The organism is Vaginisenegalia massiliensis (genome assembly GCF_900604935.1).
Lineage (GTDB): Bacteria > Bacillota > Bacilli > Lactobacillales > Aerococcaceae > Vaginisenegalia > Vaginisenegalia massiliensis.
In genome coordinates, this window is the sequence record NZ_UWPC01000005.1 from 109184 (window position 1) to 123675 (window position 14492).

General features: G+C 41.4%; 11 protein-coding genes. 1 reads left to right on the forward strand and 10 read right to left on the reverse strand.

What is annotated here, in order from left to right; translation table 11 throughout:
* Window positions 1–202: 202 nt before the first annotated feature.
* The 7 genes from EIH20_RS04790 to EIH20_RS04820 form a co-directional block, all read right to left on the reverse strand.
* Window positions 203–1417: a YcjF family protein gene (locus EIH20_RS04790; RefSeq protein WP_124058295.1), complete on the reverse strand. Its 1215-nt coding sequence runs from the start codon at window positions 1415–1417 to the stop codon at window positions 203–205.
* A gap of 36 nt (window positions 1418–1453) precedes the next feature.
* Window positions 1454–2131, reverse strand: a complete 678-nt coding sequence (locus EIH20_RS04795) for a zinc metallopeptidase (RefSeq protein WP_124058297.1) — start codon at window positions 2129–2131, stop codon at window positions 1454–1456.
* Window positions 2132–2337: 206 nt separating this feature from the next.
* Complete coding sequence (locus tag EIH20_RS04800) at window positions 2338–3639, reverse strand: uracil-xanthine permease family protein (protein ID WP_124058299.1); 1302 nt, start codon at window positions 3637–3639, stop codon at window positions 2338–2340.
* Between the two features lie 168 nt (window positions 3640–3807).
* Window positions 3808–4578: a SanA/YdcF family protein gene (locus tag EIH20_RS04805; protein WP_124058301.1), complete on the reverse strand. Its 771-nt coding sequence runs from the start codon at window positions 4576–4578 to the stop codon at window positions 3808–3810.
* Between the two features lie 133 nt (window positions 4579–4711).
* Complete coding sequence (locus EIH20_RS04810) at window positions 4712–6565, reverse strand: ABC transporter ATP-binding protein (RefSeq protein WP_206424105.1); 1854 nt, start codon at window positions 6563–6565, stop codon at window positions 4712–4714.
* On the reverse strand, window positions 6555–8744 hold the full coding sequence (locus EIH20_RS04815) for an ABC transporter ATP-binding protein (protein WP_124058305.1): 2190 nt from the start codon (window positions 8742–8744) through the stop codon (window positions 6555–6557). Before EIH20_RS04815 ends, EIH20_RS04810 begins: the two co-directional genes overlap by 11 nt.
* Window positions 8745–8756: 12 nt before the next feature.
* Window positions 8757–9224, reverse strand: coding sequence for a MarR family winged helix-turn-helix transcriptional regulator (locus EIH20_RS04820; protein ID WP_164470866.1), 468 nt, complete (start codon window positions 9222–9224; stop codon window positions 8757–8759).
* 230 nt (window positions 9225–9454) lie between these two features.
* Between EIH20_RS04820 and EIH20_RS04825 the strand changes: the two genes are divergently transcribed.
* The gene (locus EIH20_RS04825; RefSeq protein ID WP_124058309.1) at window positions 9455–10153 is read left to right on the forward strand and encodes a hypothetical protein; all 699 of its coding nucleotides are present in this window, start codon (window positions 9455–9457) and stop codon (window positions 10151–10153) included.
* A gap of 128 nt (window positions 10154–10281) precedes the next feature.
* Here EIH20_RS04825 and EIH20_RS04830 read toward each other — a convergent pair whose 3' ends face one another.
* The 3 genes from EIH20_RS04830 to cls all read right to left on the reverse strand — a co-directional run bounded on the left by EIH20_RS04830 (window position 10282) and on the right by cls (window position 14445).
* The gene (locus EIH20_RS04830; RefSeq protein WP_164470867.1) at window positions 10282–11592 is read right to left on the reverse strand and encodes an RNA polymerase factor sigma-54; all 1311 of its coding nucleotides are present in this window, start codon (window positions 11590–11592) and stop codon (window positions 10282–10284) included.
* Between the two features lie 216 nt (window positions 11593–11808).
* Window positions 11809–12801 (reverse strand): KPN_02809 family neutral zinc metallopeptidase, encoded by a 993-nt coding sequence (gene ypfJ, locus EIH20_RS04835; RefSeq protein ID WP_124058313.1) that lies wholly within the window; start codon window positions 12799–12801, stop codon window positions 11809–11811.
* 96 nt (window positions 12802–12897) lie between these two features.
* The gene (cls, locus tag EIH20_RS04840; RefSeq protein ID WP_124058315.1) at window positions 12898–14445 is read right to left on the reverse strand and encodes a cardiolipin synthase; all 1548 of its coding nucleotides are present in this window, start codon (window positions 14443–14445) and stop codon (window positions 12898–12900) included.
* Between the last annotated feature and the right edge of the window lie 47 nt (window positions 14446–14492).

Below are 14492 nucleotides of genomic sequence, written 5' to 3' on the forward strand. Positions count from 1 at the left end.
TTTTCGTGTAACTGTTACTATTAGCCAAAAGACATCTTACCGACAATTATCACGTTTGTCAAATTCCCCTCTCCAAAATAGGCAAAATAAAGATAGCAACTAAAAATTGAAATAAAAAATCCGTATCACCTTCTTGGCAAGTACAAGGCTACTCGCTTGGAATTTGATACGGATTCATAATCAGAGTGATTGCAAAACAGGATTAGCTCTTTGGATTAGTTTTGAAATATTGGTCAACCCATTGACTGACCGTTTTATCTTTAACAGCGTTAGGTAGATGCTTGCTAATTTCAGCCAATTGTTGATCAAAGGAACGGTTCATTAATTTCTGCAATTCTTTCATAGGAAGGTCGCGGCCCGTCAATTCTGCTTTAGCGATTTGATGTAACATTTCAATGTAGGAATAAGCTAAAGCTAAGGTTAAGGCCCCTGCTGTCACACCCGATAGGATACCACCCGAAATTGTCCCAAGGCCCGGAATCCATTTCATCGCATTGGCGACAATCATCCGCCCCATCACCGTTGTTCCTGTCGTACCCCCTAAACCGGCAATAAGACTGACTAATTGGGCTTTATCTAAAGACAAACCGAAAATAGCCGACAGATGCGCCAACATGGTAATTTGCATGGGTACTAACAGTGCTGCATCAGCTACAGGAATTGGCGTAAAGCCCACACCAAAAGCTGACGTGACATACGTTTTAGCCCAACTTCTCGCTTTATCCAATTTAAGTTGGATATCGATTTGTTGGGCATTGATAAAAGCCTGATGCACCTGCGACGGGATCACCGCTAAGCTTTGATCAATCAAGGCTTGTAAGCCGAAGCTAGACACCATCTCTTTCTTTTGTATCAAGTATGGCTTGGCCAAGATGGGCACAATGGCCTTAACCGGCCAATTCTGTTGACGTAAGTACTGTTCAAAGGTGACATACTCTTGCCCAATAGCTTGCGTTAAAACCAAGATAACAGGGATTTGCTTGGCTAAAGTTTGAATTAAATCACGTTCGTAATCCTCTATCCGTCCCATGGTAGCATTCAAGCAGTAATAAACAAGATGGATTTCTTCACGAGGTCCCTTAGCTTTTTGTCGTTGAATCAAGTCAGAAAAACTAGTTAAAACTTCCCGTTGTGCTTGAGCACTGAGTTCTAATCCTTTGGTATCATATAAGGTCAGCGGAATACCTGGTTTGGTAATTTTTTGAATTTGTTGGGTAACTGGGCGTCCAATCCCCGTCTCAGCTAACTGTTCGCGAAAGATTGCGTTCACTAGGGTTGACTTTCCCGATCCTGTTTTACCTACTAGCAGAATATTAATCGGAGGCATCTTTTCTACTTCACGATTTATTTTGGCCATCAAGTCATCCACAACTTGTGGATTAACCTTCTTAGGCACTAATCGTTGCCATACTTTCATCGTCCATTCCTCCTTGGGGGTCACCCATCAGGGCTATTAATCCCGATTGCGTGAAATCAAGATAAAACGTAATAATTGAAGCGCCGTACTCAAGGTTGCTGCAACATAGGTTAAAGCTGCCGCATTTAAAACACGGCGTGCGGCTGGCAATTCTTCGGCAGTGAGTAGTCCTTGTTTCTCTAAGACTTTCATCGCTCGGTTACTAGCGTCAAATTCAACCGGTAAAGTCACCACCTGAAACACCAGTACCATGGCAAAGGCGAATATACCTAACCGAATTAATTGCATCATAGATAAAGCAAAACCAATAAAAATAAGAGGCATAGCAATAGTCGATCCTAATTGAGTTACAGGGACTAAAGCCGCACGTAATCTTAAAGGAACATAACCATGAGCATCTTGCACAGCATGACCACATTCATGAGCAGCTACAGCTACAGCAGCGACTGAGGTTGCTTTATCCGTCGCGTCAGATAAACGCAAGACCTTATTTCGTGCATCATAATGATCACTCAAGTCCCCTGGGACATGTTCTAGAGCCACATCTGTAATGCCATTTTCAGCTAAAATAGCCCGAGCGGCATCTTGACCGGTAATCTGTAACTCGGTTGGCCATTCACTATACTTTGCAAACGTTGAGCTGACTTTGTGTTGAGCATACAAGACAAGTGCCATCCCAATAAACACTAAAATAATACTTGAATCATAATACATAGGAACTCCTCCTCTGGGGTCAATTTAATAGTTATCTCTAAACAGAGTATAACAATTTTGAAGCCACAATACATCTGATTTGCTAGAACCCCATAAATAAAAAAATAGCCATCCATTAAGCAAGAAGCTCTTTCTTCTCGTTAATGTATGACTATCATATAGAAGACTCTTTAACTTTATATCCTTCTTAAGACTGATTTAAGTTCTTAATCAAGTAAATCATCATCCGCTTCAGCGGGTAATATTAAATTCAAAATCACACCCACAACCGCACTTAAGGCCGTTCCAGAAATTAAGAAATGTTGACTAATTGGTAAGACTGCCCCACCTAAACCCAACACAAGCATAGCTGAAGCAATCACTAGATTTCGTGGGTGATTAAAATTCGTCTTGGCTTTAATCAAAACTTTTAAACCATTTGAGGCAATAACCCCATACAAAAGAATGGCCATACCACCAAGAACCGCGGTCGGAACGGTTGAGATTAAAGCCGTAAATTTAGCGAAGAAACTGATAGCGATGGCAATTATGGCCGCATTGCGAATCACTGATACAGAAGCGATCCGAGTCATTCCTACGACACCTGTATTTTCTCCATAGGTTGTTTCTGAAGGCCCCCCAATTAAGGCTGATAAACAGATGGCCAAGCCATCGCCCACTAAAGTGCGAGCCAAACCAGGTTTTTTTAAGAAGTTGCGTCCACAAATTTCTCCTAAAACCGTATGGTCGCCGACATGCTCTGCAATCGTGACGACTGAAATCGGAATAATGGCCAAGGCTTCTGGACCAAAATAGAAACGGTGTGTCTTGGCAAAAGCAAAGTGGTGCTTAAATGGAAGACTGACGTCAGGGAAGGCGATCCATGGAGCCTTCAAGACAGGCGTAAAATCAACCTTACCCAAGCAGAGAGCCACAAGATAACCGCCCATGATAGCAATTAGGAAAGGGATCACCCGAACAAAGCCTTTACCGCGCGAAAATATGGTAACTGCAATCAAGAATGTGACTACCGCGATGACCACATTCTTCCAATCGCCATCTTTAACAAAACCAGCATTGGTTACTGCTGAATTAGCTAAGCCAAGACCAATCACAATAATCATCGGACCAATCACAATCGGCGGCAAGAGCTTATCAATCCATTCCGTACCGATAAGGGTAACCAGACCAGCCACGGCAACATAGATCAGACCAACAATAAAGATACCTGATTGAGCAGCGGAGATATCTCCGCCCATTTGTTCTTTGGCAAAAGCCATCGCAGAAATATAAGCAAACGATGAGCCCAAGTACACGGGAACTTGTGCCTTTGTCGCTACAATATAAATAAGTGTTCCCAAACCTGAAGCTAAAAGAGCGGTTGACACAGACATACCTAAAATGAGAGGGACTAGGATTGTTGCCCCAAACATAGCAAAGACGTGTTGCAAGCTTAAAAATAGCCCTTTTACAAAAGGTGGTTTCTCATGTGTATCATACAATAACGCTTTATTTGGTGTTGTTTCCATTTCTTACTCCTTCTGGGCACAAAAAAAGCCCTTGTTTGATTAATCAAGGGCTTAAAAAACGTTTATCAAATTGATACTCGATAAGTGCTTGGTAAACTCTCGGTCTACCTTAAAGTCCTTAATTCTGTTCACAGTATACGTGACTTATTCCTATATTTCAATGCTTAATCAGGGATTGATTAAATTTTGTTTGTCATTCGTGCGATTGCCATCGACATTCAAGTTAAATGCAAATTTAGTCTCTGGCCGTTTCTCCTGAAAACCTAAGTAAACAGCCACAAAATCATTGGCACGAGCAAACAGCTCCCGGAATTCACGGTTGGGCCGGGCCGCTTGTGTCTCTTCAGCTGGTAAACCAACCGCTTCAATGCCCAAGCCATTGGCTATCATCAAAGCTCGAGCCAAGTGGTAGCCTTGGGTCACAATAATCACCTTGTCCTGCTTCAAGACGTGCTTAAGTCGATAAAGGCTTTCATAAGTTGAATAGCCAGCATGATCAAGATAAATACGTTGACTCGGCAAACCTCGTTGGTTTAAAAAGTCTTTCATCACTTGGACTTCATTATAATTATCCTGGCGATGATCGCCACTCATCACATAGGGATTGTCCGGCAAATAGCGATAAAGTCTCTGAGCCGCCTCTAGCCGTAAAGCTAGTATTTCACTAGGCTTTTGATTATCAATAACCCCTGCCCCCAAAACTAATATAGGAGTCTTTTGGTTGACCCATGTCGCTTGGCTAACTTCTTTGGCTGTTAGCATTTGTCCTTGCGTAGACCACACAACATAGGCATTGACTGCCAAAAGAGTTCCCAAGCCTATTAGGCTTATTGTCGTGGCCACTTGTAAACTACGCTGTACTACCCGACCAAAAGTCCTTATTAATTTCACAACTGAATCACCTTTCTCTTGTCTCATCCATCCTATCATGTTTGTCATTATAACATAAAAATTTTTTACCCCTGATATATTTTGAACTTCATATAAAAAAATGGAGTCCCTTTACACAAAAAAGCGAAATCCTAATTTAGAATTTCACTTTCAAAGAATTACTTATATATTGGTCTGACCATTAAGTCACTTTGACAAATTGACTGTTATACAATTCAGCATAGCGGCCATCTAAAGCCATCAATTGTTCATGATTTCCTTGCTCTACAATGTCACCATGCTCCATATACAGAATTAAATCAGCATCCCGAATGGTCGATAGCCGGTGAGCAATCACAAAGCTGGTCCGTCCTTTCATTAAACGGTCCATAGCCTCTTGAATAAGTACCTCAGTTCGAGTATCAACCGAGCTAGTCGCCTCATCGAGGATTAAGACAGGACGATCGGCTAAAATAGCCCGAGCAATGGTTAACAATTGCTTCTGCCCTTGCGAAATATTGGACGCTTCTTCATTCAAGACAAAATCATAACCGTCTGGTAGTGATTGAATAAAGTGATGGACACGGGCTGACTTAGCAGCCTGAATCACCTCTTCATCACTAGCATCTAAACGCCCATAGCGAATATTTTCGCGAATCGTTCCATTAAAGAGCCAGGTATCTTGTAAAACCATTGCCATGGTGTGGCGATAACTTTGCCGCGAATAATTTTTAATATCCTGCCCATCGAGCAAAATACGCCCTTGATTCACATCATAAAAGCGCATCAAAAGTTTAACGATTGTTGATTTACCAGCTCCAGTTGGCCCCACTAAAGCCACTTTTTGTCCAGGTTGGATTAAAGCTGAGAAGTTACCAATAACAGGTTGGTCCGCATGGTAGCCAAAACCAATCTGATCGAAGCTAACTTGTCCATGAACTTGGGACACATCTAACGTTTCACCAACAAGTTGATCTTCTTCCTCTTCGTCCAAGAACTCATATACGCGTTCACCAGCAGCTGCCATCGATTGCATCATATTAACGACTTGCGCAATCTGGGTGATAGGTTGGGTAAATTGATTCACATATTGAGTGAATGCTTGAATATCCCCTACCTGAATCTTACCTTGCATCGCTAAGTAAGCTCCAGCAATCACGACCCCAGCATACCCAAGATTACCCATAAAGCGCATCAAAGGGAACATCAAGCCAGAAAAGAATTGCGATTTCCAAGCTGATTCGCGTAAGCGGTCATTTTCAACATGGAAATTAGCTGCCACTTGGCTTTCCTGGTTAAAAGCTTTTACAATCGTTTGTCCCGCAAAGACTTCTTCAACCTGCCCGTTGATAACTCCCAAAGAAGCTTGTTGGGCTTTAAAGAAGACCTGAGATTTTTTCATTAAGACACCAATAATTCCCATACTTAAAGGAACAATCAGAATGGCAATCAAGGTCATTAAAGGTGAGATGGAGAACATCATATACAAGACACCTACCATGGTCAATACCGAGGTGATAAGCGTTGTCAAAGATTGATTCAAACCATTTCCTAGTGTATCGATATCATTTGTAATCCGGGACAAGACCTCACCATAAGGCTGAGATTCAAAGTATGCCATCGGCATTCGATCAATCTTATCCATCAAATCACGACGTAATTTATAGGTCACTTCTTGCGAAATGGTACTCATCACATAACCCTGAACGGCTTGAAAGACGGCTGATACGACATAGAGCATTAGGACCCAAAATAAAATCTGCCCGATTTTGTCGTATTGGATATCTCCCGTGCCTTGGACTTTTGCCATAATCCCTTTAAATAGTTCAGTTGTCGTTCGACCCATTTGTTTAGGCCCAATGATGTTGAAGACTGTCGCTAAAACAGAGGTCACTAAGACTAAGAGAACACTCCATTTATAGGAAAGGATATCCGCTGTAATTCGTTTAATCGAGGCCATAAAGTTTTTCGGCTTTTCAACAGCCCCTAAATTAGGCCGCCCGCCATGATTTGCAGCTGGGCGCTTTAGTTTTGTATTGTTGGTATTATCTGCCATCTTGTCCCTCCGTTCCTGCCTGACCATATTGAGCTAATTCCACTTGCGACAATTGCGATTGGGCAATTTCTTGATAAACCTTAGATGTCTTCATCAAGCTTGCGTGATTACCCACTCCCGCAATTTGACCTTCATCCAAGACAATAATTTGATCCGCATCCAAAACTGTCGAAATTCGTTGAGCCACAATAATGACCGTCGCATCTTTAATTTGTTCTCCCAAGGCTTTTCTCAAGGAAGCATCTGTACGATAGTCTAAAGCTGAGAAAGAATCATCAAACAAGAAAATTTGAGGATCTTTAGCAATAGCTCGAGCAATAGATAAGCGTTGTTTTTGTCCACCAGAGACATTAGAGCCACCTTGGGCAATCGCAGCTTGGTAACCATCCTCTTTTTCTTGGATAAACTCGCTCGCATGGGCAATTTGAGCTGCCAAATCACGTTTGGCTGGAGATAAATCATCTACCCCATAAGCAATATTCGATTCAATTGTACCCGAGAAGAGCACACCTTTTTGAGGAACGTAACCCATCATGGAGCGAAGATCCGCTTGGCTAAATTGGCGAATATCAATGCCATCAATGGTGATTTGTCCTTTAGTGACATCATAGAAGCGCATCAGTAACTGTAAGATAGTCGATTTCCCTGCTCCAGTTGAACCGATAATGGCGGTCGTTTGACCTGGTTTCGCTTCAAAACTAATCTCTTGCAAGGTATCCTCTTGCGCCCCTTGATAGCGAAAGGCAACATGGTTAAATTTAACTAAGCCTGTGATCTGACTTGGTAAAGGCGTTGCGTTTGCCGGATCTTGAATCGAAAGTGGACTGTCAATTACCTCTTGAACCCGCTCAGCAGCCACCATCGCCCGCGGAAACATCACGGCCATCATGGAAAACATTAAGAAGGAGAAGATAATTTGCATGGCGTAATTCATAAAGGCCGTCATTTCCCCAACTTGCATACTACCTTGACCAATCTTATCACTAGCTACCCAAATAATGAGAATAGAAACCCCATTCATTAATATCATCATGAGGGGCATCATAAAGGACATGGCCCGGTTAGTAAATAAATAAGTGGATTTTAGCTCTTGGCTGGCCCCATCAAAGCGTTGACTTTCTGTCTCTTGGCGACCAAACGCGCGGATAACTTGAAGTCCAGTAAGAATTTCACGGGCAAAGAGATTTACCTTGTCAACTTGGCTTTGAAGTCGTTTAAAGCGTGGCATAGTCAATGCAAACAGCACGCCTACGATTGCCAAGACAGCTACAACCGCCACGACAATAATCCAAGTCATCGTCGATTTGGTCGCAATCACGTGCATAATTCCTCCCACTGCTAAGACTGGGGCAAAGAGTGTAATCCGTAAAACAACAGTGAGAATTAATTGAATCTGCTGAATATCATTTGTAGACCGTGTGATCAAGGAAGCAGCTGAAAAGTCGTTCATCTCTTTTTGAGAGAATTGTAGGACCTTATCAAAAGATAAACGGCGTAAATCATGACCGATATTAGCCGCAACAATAGCTGAATAGTAATGGCCAGCTACCGCCCCTAACATGGCTAATAGTGACACGGCTAGCATCCAACCCCCTTGACGCCATAAGTAACGCATCTGTTGTTGGTCCGCTTTTTTACCACTTGCTTCATACTCACTCTTTACATATCGGATAGCTGCGCTCTTAACCACACTATCGCCTAACTTATCCATTTGTTGGTCCGCTTTTTGTCGTACGGCCTGGACCATCGCTTTGGGATCTCGCTTTGGTTGCAAAGCCATCTGTGATTGCATGGCTTTTTGTTGGGCTGGTGTTAATTGTTGTCGCATTTGACTAATGGCTAAAGGCTTGATTAATTTCTTCTCTAATGCTGATAGGGCCTTTGGCTCAGCTTTGATATCAGCCTTTAACTGGTAATGACCATCACTGGCCTCTTGATAGTTTTGTGTAAGGGCCTCTTGTTCATCCGGTAACATCAACTGACTGAGTGTTTGGTAGCCTTTAGCGGTTAAATCAAAAGGCACGGCATACTCAAAGCCCTTATTCTGAATCCCGGTATCAATTAATTTGGAGGTAATATCGGGTAAAAGTAAGGTCGTATAGGCTTGAACCACGTGGAATAACATAATAACCAGGACGGTCAACCAATAGGGCCTTAATTGTTTACTTAATGCTTTCATTTAGTCACTCCTTTATTCTGCTTGATTATTGTCTTGCTGATAGCTAGCTTTGACTTTTTCCATCGCTCGAGCCAAAGCATAACCCGTTTCAATAAAGGCGTTTAAATCAGCTAGCTCAATCTGATTAAGAGCTTGACCATAAGCCTGGTTAACCCGGTTAACGGTTTCTTGATAGATGGCTTGCCCTTGCTCAGTCAGCTCTAAAGTAATATTGCGCCGATCCTGATCATCTTCATATCGAACTAGCCAATCTTTTTCGACCAAATTTTTTACTGTACGTGAAATGGCCGGATTTGATACGCTCATGCATTGTGCTAAATGTGATGTTGATGCTTTTTCATGACGCTTGTTGATTTCTGTCACCTGATGTAAAATAAAAAACTCGCTCTTGGGAATTGGGGAAACTGCCTCAAATAAATGAACATGAAAGACCTGCCCTTTCATTTGAAAAAAAGCCTGTACAAGCTCAGCTTGCTCCATGACCATCTTCCTTTCTCTAAAAAGATTAACATAGTTAACTATTAACGAGGTTAATTATACAGACTCATTTGAATATTGCAAGAAAAAAATGGTGCACCCTTCCTCACCTAAATTCGCAGATGATACAATAATGTTATCAAGCTGTTATTTATTTTGGCGATAAATCTGCTACAATAGGGCGGAATGGCTTAAGCCAAATGCTAAAAATTGAACCACGAAAGGATCATCTTATGTATAAAAAAATAACGCTCTTTATTGTCTCGCTCATTGCTTTATCTGGTCTCTTATGGCTCTATCTTCACCCGACGAGCCTTAACCTAGCACCTAAAAATCCAAAAGAAGCTCAGTCCAATCAAATGAGCCTTCACTCCACCACTCAAGAAGTGACCACTTTGGATCAGGCGGCTAAACAAAAGTTAGCCGAAGAAAATGCCCACACACCTCTCTTTAAAGAAGAAAAGGTGATGGGCCAATCTGAATACGGTCTTTCAAGCACCCCAGCCAGTCTAAGCCTAGCCGATATCCAAGCCGCCTTAGACCAATATTATACGGATAAATTTTCACCTGAAGAAAAGAAAAACTCCCAAACGCCTCTAGACCAACAAATTTTGGCTGACTTGCAAACAAGCCTTGATCAAGATGCTGCTCTTAGTGGCTTGGGTGCCAAAGTCGATCAAATTGAAATGAAACTTGGCCAAGATAATATCTATGTACCCCGCATCGTAGTCCCATCTACCTATCGCCAAGCTAATCAAATTGATCAAGACAATGATATCCATTTGATGAATGCCGTTCTCACAGAAGTTGGAAATCGTTTGGTTTTACTTTGCTACTATAATGAAGATAATAAACAAGTTATTCCTTATAATTTGTCCAGTGGATCAACACCGCTCTTCTTCAATGATAAATCACCTGAAACCCAACCTTAATATCCTAAAATTGTTGCTCGATAAAAAAGCATCCCTTCCTATTGGATGATATGTACCCCCTTTACTGTGTCCAGTAAAGAGGGTACATATCATGGAAAGGATGCTTTTTTGCTATCTCTTAATACGAATTAATCGTCTAACATTTGCCGGAAATTACCCACCATTCGCTCACTAATAATAATTTTCTTTGCTTCAAGTTCTTGGGCAATCTGCTGGTCTGTCCATTCAGGATAGTCACTAATTAACTTCAATACTAACTGTTTAATATGTAAAGCTGACAAGTGACTTCGGCCTACTTGATGGGTCGCATTAAAGAAATCCGTTAGCGGAACCACCAAACCTTCAATCGATAAGGCTTTATTCTGAACGGCTAAATTGACCAAAGATTCTGGAATTTGTAATTGGCGGGCAATCTTACGAGCAGAAAGAGGCTGCTTGGTTGAACAATCGCCCTGAAGATAGATCGCCTGTTCCCATATAATTTGATAGGTAACATAGGCTAACAATTCTTGTCTTAATGTTAAGGCTTGGGCCAACGCTTGATACGCTTCCCGATGCTGACCACAATATACCTTCAATTCCGGATCATCTTGATTGAGCATTTCTTGATAATAAGAATCATTAAACGTTATTTTCGGCATAATCGCATGATTGACACTCATCAGAAGCTGATCATCTTGGTTGCTGAGAACTAAATCAGCTAGCGGACGTTCACTCATTTGATTATCAAACAAACTAGCCGGTTGAGCAGCCAAGGTATGATAATAATTAACGCAGGCTTGTATTTGTTCTTCATCAAAGCCCGTTTGAGCCTGAATGTAATCATAATCATGATTAACCAATTCAACAAAATAGGCCTCCAATAAGTAATAAGCAATAGAGGGCGACAACTCATCTTGTTCCGTCTGTAGCATTAAACATTCTTGTAGATCATATGCGCCAATACCTGCTGGCTCCAATTGTTTAAACAAGGTCATTGCATCCAAGACAGTCCAAGTTGGCAGCTGAAGTTTCTTTGCCAGTTCCTGATAATCATAGGGTAGATACCCTCGTTGATCTAAATAATCCACTAATTTTACCATGACATCACGGATATCAGTCTGCCGATAGAGCATGATTTGTTCAAACAGATAACTAGCTAAAGACTGTTGCGGACGATAAAGCGCCTGTAAACCTAGCTGATGAGATCCGGGAGCTTTCGAAGCACTCTGACTAGAAGGAGACGTTGGAATTTGTGGATAAGTTAATTCTACAAAGGGATTTTCCAAAATCTTTTCTTCCAAATACTCCGTCAACTGTTGGCTATTCAAACCCAATATCTCTAACAACAACCGATTAGCCGCTAAAGCCGCTTGTGATGTTGTTTGATAAACCAAAGCTTCTTTCACGACGACTGGATTGTGACTTAGATTTAACCTTGGCTTATAACTATCGTCCATATTCATCCCCCTCAAACTCTTTCTTAGCTCCATTATAGTCAAAAAAATAAGACGGGTCTATCATAATTAAAGCGTTTTCTCAATAGTGGGATACGCCATCCCAACTTCACAACAAAAAAGTATAACCCTCCTACTTTCATAAAAAAAGAGATTCAGCGGCTACCCTGAGCCACTAAATCTCTTCAATATTTTCTCTATTTTTATTTATCAATTATCTTATTGCGGTAAATCGATTTCGGAATTAAACGAGTCGCCGTGTTCAAAGTCGCCATATTGATAGCCGCGATTGAACCAACTTGTCCGTTGCTTAGCCGATCCGTGAGTAAAACTATCCGGAACAACCGTCCCATACGCAGCTTTCTGTAAGGTATCGTCTCCTACAGCAATAGCGGCTTGAATCGCCTCTTCTACGTCACCATCCTCAAGCACACCTTGTTGTTCAGCATATTTAGCCCATGCCCCTGCATAGTAATCCGCTTGGACTTCAAGCCGGACATTCAATTGATTACCTTCTTTTTCATTCAATTGACTTTTCAACTTCACATATTGATCCATGGTCCCGACTAATTTTTGCACATGGTGTCCTACCTCATGAGCCAAGACATAAGCCATCGCAAAATCACCAGGAGCTTTATATTTTTCTTTTAGTTCCCGATAGAAGGATAAGTCGATATAGACCTTTTCATCAGCAGGACAATAAAATGGGCCAGCCGCAGCCGTTGAAAAACCACAACCTGAGGTATTCACTTGACCACTATAGACATGGAGAGTCGGGTTACGGTATTCCATTCCATGCTCTTTAAATTTCGCTGCCCACATATCTTCAGTAGAAGCTAAAACAGCAGACAAGAAGGCCATTTCAGGATCGGTGGCCTTATCGCCACCTTGTTCTTGAACGATATCATCTTGAGACTTCGTTTGGCCATCTTGATTAGAGCCAGAACTTTGTTCAGTTGGCGGTACTGAAGAACCCCCTTGATCAAACATTCCGCCTAAACTGCTCAAGCCTCCACCCAGAAACATCACAACTAATAGAAGTAAAATTAAGCCTTTGCCTCCCCGGCCGCTTAGAAGCATCGAAAGAATCAGACTAATTAAGCCTCCACCGCCACCACCTGAGCCCATCATTCCGCCAGGAAACCCTCCGGAAGATGAAGAATTACGAGCATCTTCAACATTAGAGCTTTGACGCATATTTTGCCATTTCATTCCACTCACCCTTTTTCCTATGTTTACTTTAACTCATTCTTTTTCATAGACATATTATAATTGAAATTTTACGATAATTAAAAAGAAAACGCTTAGTCAAATAAAGGGAGCTAATAAACGTAGCACGGCATCCCACAATTCTCCTAATTGTGACTGGTGAGTATCCGCCAAAAATATCTCATGCGCTTGAACTTGACTATCCTCGAAGTCTCGCCGAATATCCTGAATGATAGGTTGATAATAGAGTAAGCTCCCCACTTCAAAGTGTAAAAATAAAGAGCGAAAATCAAGATTTATCGAACCCACAACCGCAATATTATCATCGGAAACAAAGGTTTTTGCATGCACAAAGCCTGGTGTATATTCAAAAATACGAACTCCTGCATGCAATAAGTGTGGATAAAAGGACCTCGTCAAACGGAAAACCAAATTCTTATCCGGAATCCCCGGCACCATCAGGCGAACATCAATGCCCCGCTTAGCTGCCATCATCAGGGCATTTTCCATTTCGTAAGAAATCACTAGGTAAGGCGTATAAATATAAACATAGTCAGTCGCCATATTTAGTATTTGTCGATAGATATTCTCTGCTAAAGGTTCAGTATCTAAAGGTGAGTCGCCAAATGGTTGAATGAAAGCCTTGGCCGCTCCATATGATTCCAGTCTAGGTTCATCTTGCTTGGACAGACGCCGAAAATCACGAAAATGAACATCCAAAGGAAAATAGGCATTCCACATCTCTAAAAACAAATAAGTCAAACTCCAGACTGAATCTCCTGCTAAACGAATCATATTATCCTTCCAATAGCCAAAGCGCGTAACACGGTTAATATATTCATCAGCTAGATTTAACCCACCCGTGTAGGCTACTTTCCCATCGATAATCACGATTTTACGGTGGTCGCGGGTGTTAACAGCTAAGGAAATGACCGGAGTAAAAGGATTAAATTTCAATGTTTTTATCCCTTTACGATCCATTTGCTGATCGAAATCATCAGGTAAACGAATCAAACAGCCAAAATCATCATAGATTAAGCGCACATCAAGTCCCTCAGCTGCTTTTTGGGCCAATATATCAAAGACAGCATGACTAAATTCCCCATAATCGATAATGAAAAATTCCAGGAAAATGAATTCTTTTGCCTGTCGTAAATCTTCTAAAAGAGGATCCATCAAAGATTCCCCATTTGGATAATAGGTCACCTCGCGATCCAAATATAGAGGCAGCCCAGTCTGACTTTCAACGTAAGTCGCTAGCCCTTCATAATGAGGATTAATTTGGCGTAAGGCTGATTTGACTGAAGGTAAATCGCATAACCCCTCGCAATGCAACTTTGATTGCGCTTTAATCTGTTGCGAAAGTTGTTTTGTTGGACGCTTATTACCGACCAATAAATACAAAAGACCCCCAAAAATTGGCAACAAAGCTACCAAAATGATCCAAGATAATTGATAAGCCGGATTCTCCCCCTTATTAATTAAATATAAAATCATCAAAAAAGAAAAACTAACGAAGACAATATTAATCCATACAGAATAATCAACTATATTAGAAAAAATAATCACTAACCAAATGACCTGAACTAGGAGAATTAAGCCAAGCGCTACTAATCGTCCAGTTGATAAAAATCGTCGATGCTTCATTATGACCGCCCTCCTTCCTATTCTTAACCGCATTATACCGTTAAGCC

Coding starts and splice junctions, on each gene's coding strand:
- EIH20_RS04830 (WP_164470867.1), bottom strand. CDS start 11,592: ATGGACGATAGTTATAAGCCAAGGTTAAATCTAAGTCACAATCCAGTC.
- EIH20_RS04825 (WP_124058309.1), top strand. CDS start 9,455: ATGTATAAAAAAATAACGCTCTTTATTGTCTCGCTCATTGCTTTATCT.
- EIH20_RS04805 (WP_124058301.1), bottom strand. CDS start 4,578: ATGACAAACATGATAGGATGGATGAGACAAGAGAAAGGTGATTCAGTT.
- EIH20_RS04795 (WP_124058297.1), bottom strand. CDS start 2,131: ATGTATTATGATTCAAGTATTATTTTAGTGTTTATTGGGATGGCACTT.
- cls (WP_124058315.1), bottom strand. CDS start 14,445: ATGAAGCATCGACGATTTTTATCAACTGGACGATTAGTAGCGCTTGGC.
- EIH20_RS04820 (WP_164470866.1), bottom strand. CDS start 9,224: ATGGAGCAAGCTGAGCTTGTACAGGCTTTTTTTCAAATGAAAGGGCAG.
- EIH20_RS04800 (WP_124058299.1), bottom strand. CDS start 3,639: ATGGAAACAACACCAAATAAAGCGTTATTGTATGATACACATGAGAAA.
- EIH20_RS04790 (WP_124058295.1), bottom strand. CDS start 1,417: ATGAAAGTATGGCAACGATTAGTGCCTAAGAAGGTTAATCCACAAGTT.
- EIH20_RS04815 (WP_124058305.1), bottom strand. CDS start 8,744: ATGAAAGCATTAAGTAAACAATTAAGGCCCTATTGGTTGACCGTCCTG.
- ypfJ (WP_124058313.1), bottom strand. CDS start 12,801: ATGAAATGGCAAAATATGCGTCAAAGCTCTAATGTTGAAGATGCTCGT.
- EIH20_RS04810 (WP_206424105.1), bottom strand. CDS start 6,565: ATGGCAGATAATACCAACAATACAAAACTAAAGCGCCCAGCTGCAAAT.